Below are 18,576 nucleotides of genomic sequence, written 5' to 3' on the forward strand. Positions count from 1 at the left end.
TCAAGCTTCGTTTTCGCACCGCACCATTCCCTCTCTCTGAAAGGGAGAGGGGGCCGATCGAGCGTTATGAGGGGACGAGCAAGCTTCGTTTTCGCACCGCACCATTTCCTCTCCCTGAAAGGGAGAGGGAGCCGATCGAGCGTTGTGAGGGTAGGGGTGTAGAGCCTTACCCTGAAAGGGGGGAGGGGACGAGCAAGCTTCGTTTTCGCACCGCATTATCCCCTCTCCCCTCTGGGGAGAGGGCCAGGGTGAGGGGAAGGGACGCACTCTGGCCGCGCTCTTCCCCGCACCCGTTACCGCTCCCGCAGCGCCTCTTTCGCGCGGTTAAACGGCTTGATCATATAATCCAGCACCGTTTTCTCGCCGGTCTTGATATCCACCGTCGCAATCATCCCCGGCACAATCGAAAAATGCCTTCCCGCTTTATTCACCAGAAAATCCTGGTGGGTGCGGATAAAGACCCGGTAGTAAAAGATCTCCGGCTTGGCTTCATCCTGGATGGTATCGGGCGAGATAGTCTCCACCACCCCCTCCAGCCCGCCATAGATGGCGTAATCGTAAGCGGTGATCTTCACCAGCGCCTTCTGCCCCGGGTGGATAAAGGCGATATCGCGCGGCGAGAGGCGGGTCTCAATCAGCAGATGATCGTCCACCGGTACAATCTCCATCAGCTCGCCGTTGGGCGGAATGACGCCGCCAATGGTCATCACCTTGATGTTTTTCACAATCCCGCGCACCGGGGATTTTACCGTCAGGCGGGTCACCGAATCCTCCCGTCCCTTCAGTATCGCCGTCAGCATATCCACCTCGGCGTTGGCCTTGGAGAGCGCCTCCCGCGCCTGAACGTAATATTGCGAACGCACGTCGGTCAGCTTCAGCTCCAGATCGCTCTTTTGCCGCTGCAGGCGCAGGACTTCGACGTGGCTGGCGGCGCCGGTTTTAACCAGCCGCTGGGTGATCGCCAGCTCTTTATTCGCCAGCTCAAGCGCCGCGCGTAGCTCGCGCTGGGTATCCTCCAGCTGGGCGCGGCGGGACTTATAGAGCCGGGTCTCGGCGGCCAGCAGATCGGGCCACCCCTTCAGGGAGTCGGGAAAGACCAGCGGCAGATCGTTCACCTCCGCCGTCAGGCGCACGCTGGAGGCGAGGGAGGCGCGGTAGCGCGCCGCGCTCTCGCCCACGTTCGACTCCGAGCGCGTCGGATCGAGCCGCGCCAGCACCTGTCCGGCCTGCACCAGATCCCCTTCGTGCACCTTCAGCTCGGCGAGGATCCCGCCGTCGAGAGACTGCAACACCTGCTCGCGGGAGCTGGGGATCACCTTGCCGGTGCCGGTCGACACCTCGTCCAGCACGCCAAACCACGCCCAGACTCCCACCACGATAAAGAGCAGCAGGGAGAGAAGTACGATACGCCGCGCCCCGGTGTAGCCGCTTTCGGAGTCGAGGGCGTTATCCAGATCCTCCATCGCGGCGGCATCATGCTGACTGGTTTTCATTTTTCCACTCCCGTCCGTTTGCCTGTTGCTGCTGATGCATGCGGCTGTTGTTAAGCGCCTGCGCCTTCGGCGCGTCCATCACCAGCATCCCCTCTTTCAGCACCACCACGCGTTCCACCAGCTCCAGCACCGGCACGCGGTGGGTCGCCACCACCAGGGTGCGGTGGCCGAGCCACTGGCCCAGACGCTGGATAAACTCCCGCTCGGTATGTTCATCCAGCGAGGCGGTAGGCTCATCCAGCAGGACGATGTTGGGATCGCGCAGCAGCATCCGCGCCAGCAGAATCGACTGGCGCTGCCCCCCCGAAAGCCCGACGCCGTTCTCCATAATCGGGTAATCCAGCCCCTTCGGCAGCTTGCGCACAAAGTCCGCCGCGCCGCACATCTCCAGCACGGTGAAGATCTCCTCGTCGCTGGCGCGCGGCGCGCCGAGGGTAATGTTCTCCCGCAGGGTGCCGTAGAAGAGGCGGGCGTTCTGGGTCATCAGGCCGACGTTGCGCCGCAGGTCGGCCACATCCAGATGCGGCAGGCTCAGGTTGTCGAGCCGCACTTCGCCGCTGGCGACATCCATGCCGCCCGCCATCGCCTGTAACAGGGTCGATTTGCCCGCGCCATTGCGCCCGAGGATCGCCACTTTTTCGCCCGGTTTGATCTCCAGGCGGTTGATCCGCAGCGCCATGCGCGGATCGTCCGGGTGATAGCGAAACTGCGCCTGATCGAAGAGGTAGTGGCCGCGCAGCACATCCTGGCGGATCGGCGTCTCTTCGCGCTGGTTCTCAGTGGGAAGCTGCATAATACTGTCCAGCCCCTCTTTAGCCGCCTTCACCTGCTGCCAGCGGGCCAGCACCCCGCAGAGCGTCGCCATCGGGGCGATCATCCGGGAGGCGAGCATCGAGGCCGCCACCACCGAACCGGTGGTCAGCGTCCCGTCAATCACCATCGGCGCGCCCACCACAATCACCGCCGCGTAGACCAGGCTCTGGATGGTCATTCCCCAGCTGATCAGGTTCTGCGTCAGTTCGCGGGTGCGCAGCCCCGACTCGGCGGTGATCTGCACGTAGCTGTTCCACTGCTGCAAAAAGCGGTTCTCCGCCTGCATCAGCTTGATATCCTCCAGCCCCTGCACGCTCTCCACCAGCACCGCGTTACGCAGCGTGGACTCGTGGGCCGACTGCTTCGCCAGCATCGCCAGCTTTTTTTGCAGCAGCAGGCCGGGAAGCACCATCAGTACGGCGGCGACGGGGGCGATCCAGGCGAGCTGCGGGGCGATGATCGCCAGCACCAGCACAAAGAGTAAGAAGAAGGGCAGATCGACAATGGTGGAGATGGTGGAAGAGGTAACCATCTCGCGGATCTGCTCCAGCTCGCGCAGCTGGGAGATAAAGCTGCCGGTGGAGCGGGGGATCGCGCTGTTGCGCAGCCTGAGCGCGTGGCCGAATACCCGATCCGAGACGCGCAGATCGGATCGCTTGCCTAAGAGATCCATAATATGTCCCCGCGCCACCCGCAGCACAAAGCCGAAGAGGGTGGCGATCAGCACCCCGATGGTCAGCACGTAGAGCGTGGGGTAAGACTGGGCGGGGATCACCCGGTCATAGACCTGCATGGAGAAAAGAATGCCGGAGAGGGAGAGGACGTTGATAAAGAGCGCCGCCAGCATCACCCACGCGTAGGGGCGCAGATCGCGCATTACCAGCCGGTAAAGCCAGTCCGGGCGGTATTTGGCGATATAGGCATCCACCCGGCTGTCGCGCAGGGCGGCCAGCGGGCGCAGCGCCACCACGTGACGGATGGCGGGCAGCAGGGCGCTGAGGGAGAGGCGGTTGTTCTGCGCCTCTTTATCGATAAAGCAGACGTCGAGGGTATCCTCCCCGTCAAAATGTTCAATGATGCCGATTTTCCCCTCGTGCAGCGCCACCACCACCGGCAGCCGCCAGCTGTTGATCGCCTGGTCGTCGGCGGTCAGCAGCTGAAACGATAACCCCGCTTCGCGGGCCAGTTGGGTTAACGCGGGCACCATCGGTTTACCTTTAAGCCACGGCGCGCCCGCGATCAGCGCGCCGGGGGAACAGGCCACGCGATAGCGGCCCGCAACGTAGCCAAACGCCTGCGCCCATTGCGCCAGCGCCGCGTCCGTCATGATCTCATCCTGCGGCAGTTCGGTCGGCTTCATGGCTGGATCTCCACGCTCTGAATGGTGCGATTTTCAAGGTCGAACGCATGACGCAGACGACCGGTGTTATAGAGGCAGTTAAGCTGGAGCTGGTGGAGCTGTCCGGCGGTTTGCTGCTGGGTAAAGCGCGCCTGGTAAACTTCCTGTTCGGCGTTGAGCACGTCGAGCAGCGGGCGCGAGCCGAGATCGAGATATTGCTGTTGATAGAGTTCGCGGGTGCGGGCGCTGAGCGCCTCCTGCCGCGCCTGGATCTGCAGGGTGCTGGTCAGGCTCATTACCTGGCTGCGCGCCTCCATTAATTTCTGGCGCACGTCGAGGCGGGTGCGCTGGATGGTGGATTGCGCCGCCTCCACCGCGTGTCCGGCGGCGTTACGTCGGGCGGTGAGGCCGCCGCCCTGGTAGAGGGGCATCTGCACCTTCACCCACGCGGAATACTGGGTGCGATCCCGGTAGTCGTGGCCCGCGTAGCTGTCGTTCAGGTAGTGACGCACCTCTGGCTCCAGCGAGATGGTGGGAGTCATCTGCGCGTTGGCGTAATCAAGATTCGCCTGCGCTACGTTCGCCTGCGCCCAGGCGGCGAGCACCGAGGGCACAAGGCGGTCGTCCGGCTCGGCGACATCGCAGCTGCGCGCCAGCCCTTCAGGAAAGTCGTTGCTGACGTCCTGCAGGTTATCCCAGCCGAGATAGCTCATCAGCGTGGCGCGGGCGCTGTCGAGGCTCGCCTGGTACTGCATGAGCTGGGCGCGAGCCCCCTCGATGCGGGCGTCGGTCTGCACCACGTCAGAGAGAGAGGTCGCCCCTTCGTCGTTGCGCTGTCGCGTCAGGCTGCCAATGGAAGAGAGGGCATCAAGCTGCTCTTTGGCGGTTGCCACCATCTGCTGCAGCGTCTGCACCTGTACCAGGGCGATGGCGGTATCGTGGGCGATGGTGTCGATACTCACCAGCACGTTGGCCTGCTGCTGGGCCACCCCGGCGTTTTCGGCGCGCACCTGGCTTGCCACCTTGCCGAAGTCATAGAGCATCTGGGAGAGGGAGAGGACCAGCGACGGGGTAAACCCGTTGTCATCGCCGTCGTGGGTGTAGCCGTTTTCCACCCCGGCATTCACCTGCGGATAATATTTTGCTTTGGCGACATCCACCTCTTCGGTCTGTTCATAGAGTTTACCGACCGCTTCGCCGATACCGGGATGCCAGCTCACCGCGCGGTTAACCGCTTCGCCAAGATGCAGTGTGCCGGGGGCGTTTTTACTGGCGGGCGGTGCGATGCGTCCGCTAAGAGAGGGGAGTTGTTCGCTCAGTTGTCCGGAATTAATGACCGCAGCGGGCGCGGCGGCGACGGGTACAGATAACAGGCAGCATGAAAGCCACCAGTAAGGCATCTTCTTTCCCATGTTAAGTCCCTGTCAAAATACGCTTCTCGTTATTGTTAATGCCCGGGCGCTGTGCGCCCGGGTCAGTACTGCCTCTCTAGCCGGTAATAATGTGCTGTTGGTTAACCAGTTCCTCGTAGTTGGTTTGTACGTTGTCCAGCGTCACCAAAGTGGTTTTGGTATAGGCCGTGCCCGCGCCGTCCCGGTCAATAGAGATCACCGTGTTGTTACCGCTGGTGCTTACTTGCAGATAGTTCCCGAGCGTGGCGGCACTGCCGTTCCAGCCCACCAGCAGATCGCTGACGTCAATCTTGTCCCCTTGCTCCAGCGAGAAGTTGGTCCAGTGATCGCCGTTGCTGTTGCCCGCCGTAGCATTCCCCACCGTGTTGCTCAGCACCTGATAGATCAGCGTGTCGCCATACGCAGTACCGTTAATAATGTCGTTATGCTCCGAGCTGACGAACTGCGGCGCCATATTGATGGTTAACGACGCGCTCTCGGTTCTGCCGCTACCGTCGGTGAGGGTGTAGTTAAAGACCTCCTTCGAGGTGATGGTGGAGAGGGAGACCCCGGTATTGAGGGTGTAGGTGTACTGCCCGTCCGCCCCGATGCTCAGCGTGCCGTAGTGCCCCTGAATAGTGGCGTTGGCGCTGCTGGTGGTGTACGGGTCGAGCGTGGTGGTCACGCCGTTGTAGCCGGTAATGCTCAGGCGGGTATCCACCGACTGGAGCTGATCCATCGCCCCGGCGGAGTCGGTGCCGTCAAAGATATTGCCGTCCACGGTGTGGCCGCTGGTGCTGTCAAACTGGATCAGCGAGTAGCTGGTGCCGGACACGCTCGGGGTGATCGTAATATTACCCACGCTCAGCCCCGGCGCTCTGCCAGTGAAGCTGAGGGTATAGGTGCCCGCGTTCAGATCCAGTCCCGTCAGGGCTACTTCCGCATTTCCGCCCAACAAAATGCCGCCGTTAAAGGAGCCGGTACGGATCGTTGTCGTGCCCTGCGAAAGCGTCCAGTTCACCGTTAATCCACCCAGCGACAACAGGGAGGCAATATTGAAGTTCAGCACCACGTTATGCAGGGCGGTGTTCGGGTCCACTACAAACGTTCCGCTGCCGCTGCCCTGCGTTGCTCCGAGTAAGGATGTCGACCAGCTTGCCCGACCTACATCACTGTCGGTATAGGCCGCCGTATGGTGAACGGAGGTAACATCCATGATCTCGCTGATGTCGCTCACCGCATCCATCGGTCGCGGCGCCGGAGTGATGTTCAGCGAGGCGGTATCCCGGTCGCCGTTCGGCGCGGTCACGGTGTAGACAAAGGTGTCCGGGGTATCGATACCGTCCGCGCCCACGCCGCTGCGCAGGGTATAGGTATATTCCCCCTGGGCGTTGATGCGAAGCGTGCCGTACTCGCCCTGAATGGTGGTCAGGCCGTTGGCGTTGACCGCCACGCCATTTACCTCGGTCACCAGCGTGCCGTTCGGGACGATATCATCCGCCAGCACATCGCCGGTGGTGGTAGCGCCGACGCTCGCCACGCTGTAAACGTGATCCTCCAGCACGTTGAGGGTATAGCCCGTCAGCGCGGTGATCCCCGCCGCCGTGTTGAGCAGGAAGAGGTACTCCCCGGCGGGCAGGTTCAGCGTCAGCCGCGGCGAGGTGCCGCCGAGCAGCGGGGCGCGCAGCCAGCCTTGCTCAACGCGGAGCTGTTCAAAGGTCTGGGTCGCATTGTTGAACTTGTAGATATAGAGGTCAAACACCGAGGCCAGCGCCACGCCACCTACCGAGCCCTGAATGGTCATGGTGCGGGTGGTCCCTTCCTCCACGTTATAGATGATCGGGTTGCTCAGGTCGTCAAGCAGGTTCAGACCCAGCGTATTGCCGAGATTGACCCCGACCACCGTGAAACCGCCCTGCGAAGATGGCCCGTTATCAATGGCGCTGACTGTGGTATCAAAGGTCAGCGAATTGACATCATCCACCGCCGTCACGCTGTTGGTAACGGTGTTGGCCCCCAGCGAAATGACCAGATTTGCCGAGGCGGTCGCCCCGTTGCTGCCGATGGTATAGGTGAAGCTCTCGGTGCGTCCCAGTACGGATGCGCTGTTGCTGGTCAGGGTGTAGCTGTAGCTGCCGTTCAGATTGATAGTCAGCGTACCGTACTGCCCCTGAATCACCGTGCCATCCGCTGTGACGTTGGTGAGAGTCCCCTGAGCGTTGGTCACCGCGGTAACGGTGGTACCCGCCGGGGCGTTATCGCTGCCGGTGGTCGGGTCTACGTCCAGAATAACGTTCCCGGTTTGGGTGGTATTACCTACCAGCGTACCGGCGCTAAACTGCGTGACATCCACATCCAGGCTGGTGTAGCTGCCGGTGGCGAGCACGTTGGTGTTATAGCTCAGCACGCGATACTGGCCGCCTTCCAGCCCGGCCATATTCAGCGTCACCCCGCTGGCCCCCAGCGTCAGGAGATTAGCGAACTGCGGCTGGCCGGTATCCACCACGGTGGTCCAGGTGTTATTGGCTGCGTCAAAGCGCTGCACCACCAGCTCCAGAGTGTTGAGCAGGGAGAGCACCACCCCGGTGGCGTTAGCGTTGACGGAAATATCCGCGCTGCCGCCGTTGGCGACGGTAAAGCCGACCTGGGCGGTGTCATTGCCGAGCAGGGTCAGCACGTTACCCAGCGCGCCGACCAACAGCACGCCGTAATCGCTGTACTGCTCGTTGGTGACGGTGGCGGTGGAGGTGAGATCCATCTCCTCCAGATTAGTGCTGGCCGAGAGCGGCACCACCGGCGCGACGGCCGAGCCGGGCAGAGAGACGTTGCCCGCAGCGTCGGTGGCGGTGATTTGCAGCGTCTGGCCTTCCGTCTGCTTGTTGAGGAAGGTGTAGCTGTAACTCCCGTTAGCGCCAGCGGTGGTGGTCACCGTGGTGTTATCCCCCAGGCGAATGGTGACCGTGCTGCCCGCTTCGGCGGTACCGGTCAGCACGCTGCCGTCGGCGTTAAAGCTGCCGTTTGGCGCGGTGGGGGCGACGGTATCGACAACCACGGTGGTCGGCGCGGAGACCGGCCCGGTACCCGTGGCGTTGGTAGCGGTGGCGGTAAAGGCGTGGGTGCCATCGCCGAGCGCAGGGGTCGTAAAGGTCCAGTTGCCGCTGGCGTCGGCGGTCACCGTCCCCATTGACACGCCGTTGTTATAGAGCGTGACGGTGGAGTTGGCCTGCGCCGTCCCGGAGAGGGTCGGCGTGGTGTCGTCGGTGCTGCGCCCGTTGGTGATGTTGCCGGTAATCGTGCCGACGTTATCGTTGATCGTGGCGATAAGCGGCGCGTTCGGCAGGGTAGTAACAGGCGCGATGACGTTCTCAGGCGTACCGGCGTTACCCGCCCGGTCGGTGGCAAATACCTGCAGCGATTCGCCGTTGGTCTGCGGCGGCGTAATGGTGACGGTAAAGCTGCCGTTGCCGTCCGCCGTCGCGCTGCCCAGCACCGTTGCGCCATCGGCGCTGGTGATGGTCACGGTGCTGCCCGCTTCGGCGATACCGGTGACGCGCGTGCCGTTATTGACTACCGCCAGGGCGGTGGGCAGGCCCGGTGCCGTGATATCCACTACGATGGAGGTCACAGGCGAGGCTACGCTGATGTTGCCCGCCGCGTCGGTCGCGGTGGCGGTGAAGTTATGCTGCCCTTCACTCAGGGTAGTGGTGGTCTGCGGCAGCGACCAGTTGCCGTTGCTGTCCGCCGTGACGGTGCCGACCAGCGTCGTGCCGTCATAAATATTGACGGTACTTCCCGCTTCGGCGGTGCCGTTGAGCGTCGGACGGGTGTCGTTGGTCGGATTACCGCCGGTTACCGGACCGGTAAGGGTTCCCACATCATCCAGTATGGTAGTAATCACCGGCGCAACGGGCACGGTAGCATCCACATTCACCACGAAGCCGGTCGTTGGCGCGCTGGCGTTCCCCGCGGGATCGGTGGCGGTTAAGGTCAGGGTATGCTGGCCGTCGCCAAGCGGGGTCAGCGGGGTAAAGCTCCAGTTACCGTCGGTAGCGACCACGCTGCCGATCGGGGTGGTGCCGTCATAGATGGTCACCGTGGAGCCCGCTTCTGCCGTACCGGTCAGCGTCGGCTGGGCATCGTTAGTGACCTGGCCGCTGGTCAGGGTGGCGTTGCCGCCCACGTCGTCGGTGACGCTGACCAGCACCGGCAGCGCTGGCGGGGTGAGGTCAACCACCAGGCTGAAGCTGGCCGAATCCGGGCTGGTATTGCCCGCGGCGTCGGTCGCCCGCGCAACCAGCGTATGGGTTCCTTCGTCCAGGGCTGTGTTCAGCGTCAGGCTCCATGCGCCGCTGGCGTCAGCCTGCGCGGTGCCCAGCAGGGTAGCGCCCTCATAGATATTGACCGTGGCGTTTGGCTCGCTGCTACCGCTCAACTGCGGCCGGGTGTCGTCGGTCGCCTGTCCGCTGGCGAATGGACCCGTGACGCTATTCACATCGTCGGTCGCCTGGGCGATGACCGGCGCCAGCGGCGCGGCGGTATCCACCACGACGGTAAACGGCGCGGAGGCCGGGCCGACGTTGCCCGCCGCATCGGTCGCGGTGGCGGTAAAGGTGTGGCTGCCGCTGCTCAGCGCCGCAGGCGTTATGCTCCACGCGCCGGTGCCATCGGCGGTGGTACGGCCCACCTCCACGCCGTTTTCATAGACGATAACGGTGGCGTTCGCCTCCGCCGTGCCGTTAAGCACAGGCGTGGTGTCATCGGTGCTCTGCCCGGAGGTGACCGGCGTGAGGATCGTGCCCACGTTGTCGGTGGCATTAACGATGGCAGGGGCCACCGGTGCCGTGGTGTCGACCGTCAGGCTAAACGGCGTACCGGCCTCCACCGTATTGCCTGCGGCATCGGTGGCGTCAAAGGTGACTTCGTGCGGTCCGGCGGAGAATGGCGTGGTCGGGGTAAAGGTCCAGTTGCCCTGGGCGTTCACTTCCGCCGTGCCGATCGCTTCCCCGTCCAGCAGGATGCGGATCGTAGAACCCACTTCCCCTGTACCGTTAAAGGTTGGACGATCGTCGTTGGTGCTGTTGCCGCTGGTAAGCGTACCGGTGACCGGCCCCACGTCATCCAGTGTGGCGGTCAGTACCGGCGCGACCGGCGCTGCGGTATCGACGGTGAAGGCAAAGACCGGCGAACTGGCAGAGACGTTACCCGCCTCGTCGGTGGCATTCACGCGGATGTTATAGAGGCCGTCAGCCAGCGCCGGGTTCGGCGTAAAGCTCCAGCTGCCGTTCTCCTGCACCACCACGGTGGTCAGTTGGGTAGTGCCGTTGAAGATATGCACCGTGCTGCCCGGCGCGCCGGTGCCGCTCAGGGTCGGGGTGGCGTCATTGGTCACCTGGCCGGTGGTCAGATTGCCCGTTGCGCCGCCGTTCACGTTGTCACTGACGCTGTCGATGGTCGGGGTTGTCGGCGGGGTGACGTCAATCGTGACGTTAAACGGCTGCGACGCGGCGCTGGTATTGCCCTGCGGATCGGTCGCCACGGCGGTGAAGCTATGCAGACCGGCCGCCAGCGGCGTGCCGGGCGTAAAGCTCCACGCCCCCGTACCGTCCGCCAGCACGGTACCAATCTGATTGCCGCCTTCAAAAATGGCGACGGTGCTGTTGGCTTCCGCCGTCCCGGTGAGGGTCGGAGTGGCGTCATCGGTCACACCGCCGCTCAGCACGGCGTCCGTCACGCTGCCGACGTTATCCTGCGCGTTAGTAATCACCGGCGTGGTGGAGAGGGTATCCACCACTACGGTAAAGCCCGCAGACGGAAAGCTTACGTTGCCCGCCGCGTCGGTGGTGGTGATGCTCAGCTCGTGACTACCGTTGTCGAGCGCTGCGGTGGGGGTAAGGCTCCAGTTACCGGTAGGGCCGATGACCACGCTGCCCAGCACCGTAGTGCCTTCATACAGGGTAATGGTTTCGCCCGCCGTACCGGTACCGCTGAAGGTCGGACGGGTGTCGTTGGTGGTATCACCGCTGGTGAGCGGGCCGGTGAACGGTGCCAGGTCGTCAGTAACTGCCCCGATGGTCGGCGCATCCGGCAGCGTGAGATCCACCGTCACCGTCGCCGCCCCGGAGAGGCCGCTGGTGACGCCGCCGAGAGTTGCGGTGGCGGTAAAGCTGTGCGGGCCTTCGCCGAGGGCGGCAGAGGTAAAGTTCCATGTACCGTCGTCATTCGCAACAATGGTCGCGACCGGCGTGGCGGAGCCATCAAGGTAAATATTCACGGTGCTGCCCGCCACCGCGGTACCGCTGATAATCGGCGTCGCGTCGTTGGTGCTGCCGCCTGCGACATCGATGCCGCCCGCATCATTCGTGATGGCGGTAATGACCGGGGCATCCACCACGGTATCGCTCACGCCTGTCACATCGAAAGTCGTCGGGCCACTTGTATTGCCCGCCGCATCCACCGCCCGGACGCTAAGATCGTCGCCGTTAGCGGGGGCAGGGGAGAGCGCAATGGAGTAGTTTCCGGCGCCGTCAGCCACGCCGCGGCCCAGCTCCACATTCCCTGAGGTCACAATCACGGTGGCGCCCGCTTCTGCGATACCGGTCAGCGGCGTACCTTCCGCAGCGATCGCCGTTACCGTCGGATCGGCGGGCGGGGTGGCATCTATCGTTACGCTTACCGTTGCTCCAGGCGTGGTGTTGCCTGCCGCGTCGGTAGCGCTGACGCCGATGCTGGTTACCGCTTGCGCCAGCGGGGCGTCAGGTGTCCAGCTCCAGTTGCCATTGCCGTCTGCAACAACGGTATTGGGTTGTGCGACTTCATTAATATAAACGGTCACCGTGCTGCCCGCTTCTGCCCTGCCGGTGATTGTCGGCGTGGTATCAATGGTATAGAGCACGCCGTTCGCCAGGATGCTGTCGGAGATAGCGGTGACCTGCGGCACGGCAGGTGCGGTGGTATCCACGGTCAGGGTGTAGACCGGGCTGGCGGCGCTGACATTGCCCGCCGCGTCCACCGAGGCGGCGGTAAGGTTCAGGGTGACTTCGCCCAGCGCCGCGTCCGGCGTCCAGCTCCAGACGCCATCCGCTACCGTTTCGCGGGCGATTTCGACGCCGTTGTTGTAGATGATAATGGTGTCACCGCTGGTGCCGGTACCGTTGAGGGTTGGGGTGGTGTCGGTAGTAGCGCCGCCGCTGGCTATACCGTCAACGCCAGTAATCACCGGCACAGGGGAGGCCTGGGTATCGACGGTAATCAGCATCGGACTGGACGCATCAGAAACGTTGCCCGCCTCGTCGGTAGCGGTAACGGTAATCGTGTGTGTCCCTTCCCCAAGCGGAGTATCCGGGCGCAGACTCCAGCTGCCGTCCGGGCCAACGGAGACGCGGCCGATTTCGGTGGCCACGCCGTTCACCGTGTCAGTGATGATAATCAGGTCGTTCGCCGTGGCGCCGGTGCCGCTCAGCACCGGGCGCGTATCGTTGGTGCTGCCGCCGTTATCAACCGGGCCGGTGATATCAGTTACGTTATCGGTGACCAGCGGCATGCCGGGGGCGGCAGGCGCATCGGTATCAATCACGATCGCCACCGGCTGCGACGGGGCGCTCTCATTGCCTGCGCCGTCCTGGTTGGTGACGGTAAGGGAAAGCTGATAGTTACCGTTAGCCAGCGGCTCTTCCGGCGTCCAGCTCCAGTTGCCCTCCGGGTCAACGGTGGCCGTTCCAATCGGCGCAGTGCCGTTGTAAATGGTGACGGTATCGCCCGGGTTACCCGTGCCGCTCAGCGTCGGGGTGGTATCGCGGGTGGTTTCGCCAGGATTTAACGGTGCAGGATCAGTACCTTCAGGGTTAACTTCAATCGCCGGCGCTTGCGGCGTGGCGGGCGCGACGGTATCGATCACCAGATTAAACGGACCGGTGATGGCGATATTCCCCGCCGCGTCGGTGGTGCGAATGGTCAGCACGTGGGTGCCGTCCGTCAGCGGCGTCTCTGGCGTAAAGGTCCAGATGGCGCCGTCGCGGGTAGCGGTACCCAGCAGCGTGGTACCGTCATAGACGGTGATGGTAGCATCTTCCGGCGCGGTTCCCTGCAGCGTCGGCTGGCTATCGTCCGTAGGGGTACCGCTGGTAATCGGGGTCTGCACATCGCCCACGTTATCCAGTACGGAGCCCAGCACGGCGGCTTCCGGCGGGGTGGTCTCGACGGTAAAGGTAAAGTCAGCGGAAGGTTCGCTGGCGTTGCCCGCGCTGTCGATGGCGACCGTAGTTAAGGTGTGCGGGCCATCTTCAAGCGCAATCGTCGGCGTATAGCTCCAGTCGCCATTTTCACCTACTTCGGCCGTGCCGATCTGCAGGCCGTCGATGCGAATGCTGATGGTGCTTCCCGGCTCGCCAGTACCGTTAAGGGTAGGGCGATTGTCGTTGGTGATGCCATTGAGATCGATCGCTCCGAGCGTACCTGGTACATCGTCCACGAGCTGCGTTACCACCGGCGTTTGCGGCGCGGTAGCGTCAATGGTAATGCTCCAGCTGTTAGAAACTGACGTGCTGACGTTGCCCGTGGCGTCGGTCGCGGTGGCGGTAAATACATGACCGCCATCCGCCAGCGGAGCCGCTGGAGTAATCGACCAGTTGCCGTCAGCATCAACCGGACCCGTACCGATAACGGTGTTACCGCTGTAAAGGGTGATGGTGGTGCCGGGTTCGCCGGTGCCGGTCACGGTGGGACTGTTATCGTTGGTCAGGCCGTTTTGCGCCACGGATTCGGTCGTATCCTGCGTGTCATCGATCACCCCGTTGATGACTGGCGTCTGAGCCGGCGTAATATCAGGCGCGGTGACGCTGGCGGTCGGGCCGGTATTGCCCGCCCTGTCCGTGACGTCTGCGGTCAGGGTTTCGCCGTTGAGCTGCGCTGGCGTGAGGGTGGCGCTGAAATTACCCTGGTCGTTGACCTGAGCGGTACCGATTTCGTTGCCGTTGGCATCCCTGATGCTGACGGTGCTGCCTGCTTCCGCCGTCCCGGTGAGGGTGGTGCCGTCTTCAGAGATGGCCAGGTTGCCCGGGGCCAGCGGATCGGTGGTATCCGGAGCAATGGCGGTCACCGGCTGGCTGCTGTTGCCGCTGGTATCAGTGACGACCGCCTGAAGCGCCTCGCCGTTGGTCTGTGCAGGCGCGACGGGAACGGTAAACTCTCCGTTCTCCCCTGCGATCTCTGTGCCAATCACGTTGCCCTGCGGGTCACGGATGGTCACCGTGCTGCCCGGCTCGGTGGTGCCGGAGACGCTGTCGCCTTCCGGCGAAACAACCAGTTCGCCGGTAAACGTCGGCGCTGTCTCGTCGGGAGCGGTGACGCTGGCGGTCGGACCGGTGTTGCCCGCGCCGTCGGTGGCGTCGGCGGTGAGGGTTTCGCCGTTAAGCAGCGCCGGATTAAGGGTGGCGGTAAAGTTGCCCTCAGCATCGGCTACAGCAGTGCCGATTTCGGTACCACTGGCGTCTTTAATGCTGACGGTGCTGCCCGCTTCCGCCGTCCCGGTGAGGGTGGTGCCATCTTCAGAGATGGTCAGATTACCCGGGGCCAGCGGATCGGTGGTATCCGGAGCAATGGCGGTCACCGGCTGGCTGCTGTTGCCGCTGGTATCAGTGACGACCGCCTGAAGCGCCTCGCCGTTGGTCTGTGCAGGTGCGACGGGAACAGTAAACTCTCCGTTCTCCCCTGCGATCTCTGTGCCAATAATGTTGCCCTGCGGGTCACGGATGGTCACCGTGCTGCCCGGCTCGGTGGTACCGGAGACGCTGTCGCCTTCCGGCGAAACAACCAGTTCGCCGGTAAAGCCCGGCGGTGTGACATCCGGGACGGTGATGCTGGTAGTCGGACCGGTGTTGCCCGCGCCGTCGGTGGCGTCGGCGGTGAGGGTTTCGCCGTTAAGCTGTGCCGGGTTGAGAGTGGCGGTAAAGTTGCCCTCAGCATCGGCTACAGCGGTGCCGATTTCGGTACCACTGGCGTCTTTAATGCTGACGGTGCTGCCTGCTTCCGCCGTCCCGGTGAGGGTGGTGCCGTCTTCAGAGAGGACCAGGTCAGCCGGGGCCAGCGGATCGGTGGTATCCGGAGCGGTGACGGTTACCGGCTGGCTGCTGTTGCCGCTGGTATCAGTGACGACCGCCTGAAGCGCCTCGCCGTTGGTCTGTGCAGGCGCGACGGGAACGGTAAACTCCCCGTTCTCCCCTGCGATCTCTGTGCCAATCACGTTGCCCTGCGGGTCACGGATGGTCACCGTGCTGCCCGGCTCGGTGGTGCCGGAGACGCTGTCGCCTTCTGGCGAAACAACCAGTTCGCCGATAAACGTCGGCGCTGTCTCGTCGGGAGCGGTGATGCTGGTAGTCGGACCGGTGTTGCCTGCGCCGTCGGTGGCGTCGGCGGTGAGGGTTTCGCCGTTAAGCTGTGCCGGGTTGAGGGTGACGCTGAAATTACCCTGTGCGTCAGCCAGGGCGGTGCCGATTTCAGTACCACTGGCGTCTTTAATGCTGACGGTGCTGCCCGCTTCTGCCGTACCGGTGAGGGTGGTGCCGTCTTCAGAGAGGACCAGGTTGCCCGGGGCCAGCGGATCGGTGGTGTCCGGAGCGGTGACGGTCACCGGCTGGCTGCTGTTGCCGGTGGTATCAGTGACGACCGCCTGAAGCGCCTCGCCGTTGGTCTGTGCAGGCGCGACGGGAACAGTAAACTCCCCGTTCTCCCCTGCGATCTCTGTGCCAATAATGTTGCCCTGCGGGTCACGGATGGTCACCGTGCTGCCCGGCTCGGTGGTGCCGGAGACGCTGTCGCCTTCCGGCGAAACAACCAGTTCGCCGGTAAAGCCCGGCGGTGTGACATCCGGGACGGTGATGCTGGTAGTCGGACCGGTGTTGCCTGCGCCGTCGGTGGCATCGGCGGTGAGGGTTTCACCGTTAAGCTGTGCCGGGTTGAGGGTGACGCTGAAATTACCCTGTGCGTCAGCCACGGCGGTGCCGATTTCAGTACCACTGGCGTCTTTAATGCTGACGGTGCTGCCCGCTTCCGCCGTCCCGGTGAGGGTGGTGCCGTCTTCAGAGAGGACCAGATTAGCCGGGGCCAGTGGATCGGTGGTATCCGGAGCGGTGACGCTGGCGGTCGGACCGGTGTTGCCCGCGCCGTCGGTGGCGTCGGCGGTGAGGGTTTCACCGTTAAGCCGCGCCGGATTAAGGGTGAAACTGAATTTACCCTGTGCGTCAGCCACGGCAGTGCCGATTTCGGTACCACTGGCGTCTTTAATGCTGACGGTGCTGCCCGCTTCTGCCGTTCCGGTGAGGGTGGTGCCATCTTCGGAGACAGCGAGGTTAGCCGGAGCCAGCGGAGCAGTAGTGTCCAGCGCCATAGTGGTGGCAGGCTGGCTCTGGTTGCCTGCGGCGTCGCTTGCCGTCGCCGAAATAGTCTGCCCGTTAGTCTGGGCAGGCGAGAGGTTGATGGTGAAGCTACCGTCAGGGTTGGCTTTACCCGTTCCCAGCACGTCGCCATTCCCGTTGGTAATGGTGATGATGCTGTTAGGTTCAGCGGTGCCGGTCACCTGGCTGCCGGCCTCGTTAAGCGTAATCTCGGGCGTTGCGGGCGGCCTGGTGTCGACCGTGATGCTCAGTGGCTGCGAGATGGCGCTGGTATTACCCGCTTTGTCGGTTTGGGTGACGGTAAAAGAGTGCGATCCCTCCGTCAGCGGCGTAGTAACCGGAATACGCCAGGTGCCATCGGCGGCCACCTGCGTAGTGCCGATCTGCGTTCCCTTATCATAAAGCACAATGGTCGAGCCCGGCTCGCCTCTGCCGGAGAGGGTGGGACGCGTGTCGTTGGTGCTGCCGCCGTTGGTCACTTCGCCCTGCTGCGGGTTGGTCGCGTCATTCAGCACAAAGCCGGACGGAGCCGCCGGGACGGTGGTATCTACCGTCAGGGTGAAAGCAGGGGAGGCGGCACCGATATTGCCTGCCGCATCGGTGGCACGCACTGTCAGGGAGTGTGCGCCTTCGCTCAGGTTAGTATCCGGGGTGAGGCTCCATTTGCCGTTGCTGCCGACAACCACGGAACCGATCTGCTGGCCGTTATCGTACAGCGTGATGGTTGAACCGGGCTCCCCGGTTCCGCTCAGCTGCGGGCGGGCATCGTTGGTGGTGGCGCCGCTGGTAACAGCGCCCGAGCCGGGACTCACATCATCCGTTACGCTAATAAGGGCTGGCGCGGTGGGCGCCACGGTATCCACCACAAAATTTACCGCGGCGGATACGGGGCTGGTGTTGCCGGTGGCATCGGTGGCGGTCACGGTGATGGTGTGATTGCCCTCACCGAGCGCGCTGGCAGGAGTAAAGCTCCAGCTGCCGTCTGCTTTTACCGTCGTGGTGCCGATCGGTTTGCCGTTGTCGTAAATCGTGATAGTGGTGCCCGCTTCTCCCATGCCGCTCAGGGTGGGGCGGGCATCATTGGTCTGCTGACCGTTGGTCAATGGCCCCGTCAGGCTGCCGACATCATCGCTGGCGAAGAGAATCTCCGGCGTATCGGGCGCCGTCAGGTCCGGGGCGCTGACTTCGCCCGTCTGGCTGACGTTGCCCGACGGGTCGGTGGCGGTTGCGGTGATCGTTTCACCATTGGTGAGCGGCAGGCCAAGGTCGATGGTGAATTTGCCGTCGCTGCCCGCCTTGCCGCTGCCCACCACGTTACCCGCCTCATCGAGCAGGGTAATGGTGCTGTTGGGTTCAGCGGTGCCGCTGACGGTTTTGCCGTCGCTGGAGAAGCGCAGATCGGTGGGGGCATCAGGCGGCGTGGTATCGGGCTGGGAGGGATTGCCAGGCTCGCCGGGCTGACCGACGTTACCGTTATCGTCGTCGTCATCATCACCGCCGCCGTTGCTGGCCGCAATCGCGATCCCGCCACCTATCGCCGCCGCGCCAAGCACCCAGGGCCAGATGGCAGCGCCGCCCACGGCTTCGCTGCCTGCCTCGGCTAACAATACATCGGTCGAGGCAATAGATTCATACTGCGCGGCGGTGGCGGGCTCTTCCACCCACCAGAGCGCGCCGTCACTCTCTTCCAGAACCAGCTGGCTCGCCCCCTGGCCGTCAGCGACGTAGAAGTTTTTGATAGTGATGGTCTCCCCCGAGTGGAGGGTGATGACCAGATCGTTATTGCTGCGCGCGTACCGGGCAATGTCAGCTCGATCAACATTAAGTTTTATGATGGAGGGATTTTCCAGAACCACCTGAGAGCCTTCCATGGTGGTCTCCACGCCGGTGAGTTTCGAGATGACAGAAATTTGGCTCATAAAATAATTACTCCGACAGAGTGATAGTGAAATGGCTTAACAGGCCATGTCTTTTTTATGCGTACACGCGCCCCCGGCGTTGCGCTATCGGTTAATAGCGCTCACCGTATTTTTGAGCGGCCGATGCCCGCCACTTTTTTAAAATGGCCACATCAGAATCAAATCATTTAATTAGTGCAGGTATTGGTTATGTCAGTGGCTTTTACCTTTTTTTAAACCCTTTATTTTGTAGAG

At 63.1% G+C, this 18,576-nt stretch carries 4 protein-coding genes; all 4 read right to left on the bottom strand.

Annotation, left to right across the window (positions count from 1 at the left end; translation table 11 throughout):
* Positions 1 to 293: 293 nt before the first annotated feature.
* A complete protein-coding gene (locus tag BN3796_RS05970) occupies positions 294 to 1,463 on the bottom strand; it encodes an HlyD family type I secretion periplasmic adaptor subunit (protein WP_148381768.1) in 1,170 nt (389 codons plus the stop codon).
* A gap of 10 nt (positions 1,464 to 1,473) precedes the next feature.
* Complete coding sequence (locus BN3796_RS05975) at positions 1,474 to 3,666, bottom strand: type I secretion system permease/ATPase (RefSeq protein WP_061707456.1); 2,193 nt, start codon at positions 3,664 to 3,666, stop codon at positions 1,474 to 1,476.
* Positions 3,663 to 5,057 (bottom strand): TolC family outer membrane protein, encoded by a 1,395-nt coding sequence (locus tag BN3796_RS05980; protein WP_061707457.1) that lies wholly within the window; start codon positions 5,055 to 5,057, stop codon positions 3,663 to 3,665. The genes BN3796_RS05975 and BN3796_RS05980 overlap by 4 nt, the downstream gene beginning before the upstream one ends.
* Positions 5,058 to 5,133: 76 nt before the next feature.
* Entirely contained in the window at positions 5,134 to 18,342 is a 13,209-nt protein-coding gene (locus BN3796_RS05985) for a BapA/Bap/LapF family large adhesin (protein ID WP_081430636.1), read from the bottom strand.
* Positions 18,343 to 18,576 lie beyond the last annotated feature (234 nt).

This window comes from Pseudenterobacter timonensis, assembly GCF_900021175.1.
GTDB classification, from domain to species: Bacteria; Pseudomonadota; Gammaproteobacteria; order Enterobacterales; family Enterobacteriaceae; genus Enterobacter; species Enterobacter timonensis.

Coding starts and splice junctions, on each gene's coding strand:
- BN3796_RS05985 (WP_081430636.1), bottom strand. CDS start 18,342: ATGAGCCAAATTTCTGTCATCTCGAAACTCACCGGCGTGGAGACCACC.
- BN3796_RS05970 (WP_148381768.1), bottom strand. CDS start 1,463: ATGGAGGATCTGGATAACGCCCTCGACTCCGAAAGCGGCTACACCGGG.
- BN3796_RS05975 (WP_061707456.1), bottom strand. CDS start 3,666: ATGAAGCCGACCGAACTGCCGCAGGATGAGATCATGACGGACGCGGCG.
- BN3796_RS05980 (WP_061707457.1), bottom strand. CDS start 5,057: ATGGGAAAGAAGATGCCTTACTGGTGGCTTTCATGCTGCCTGTTATCT.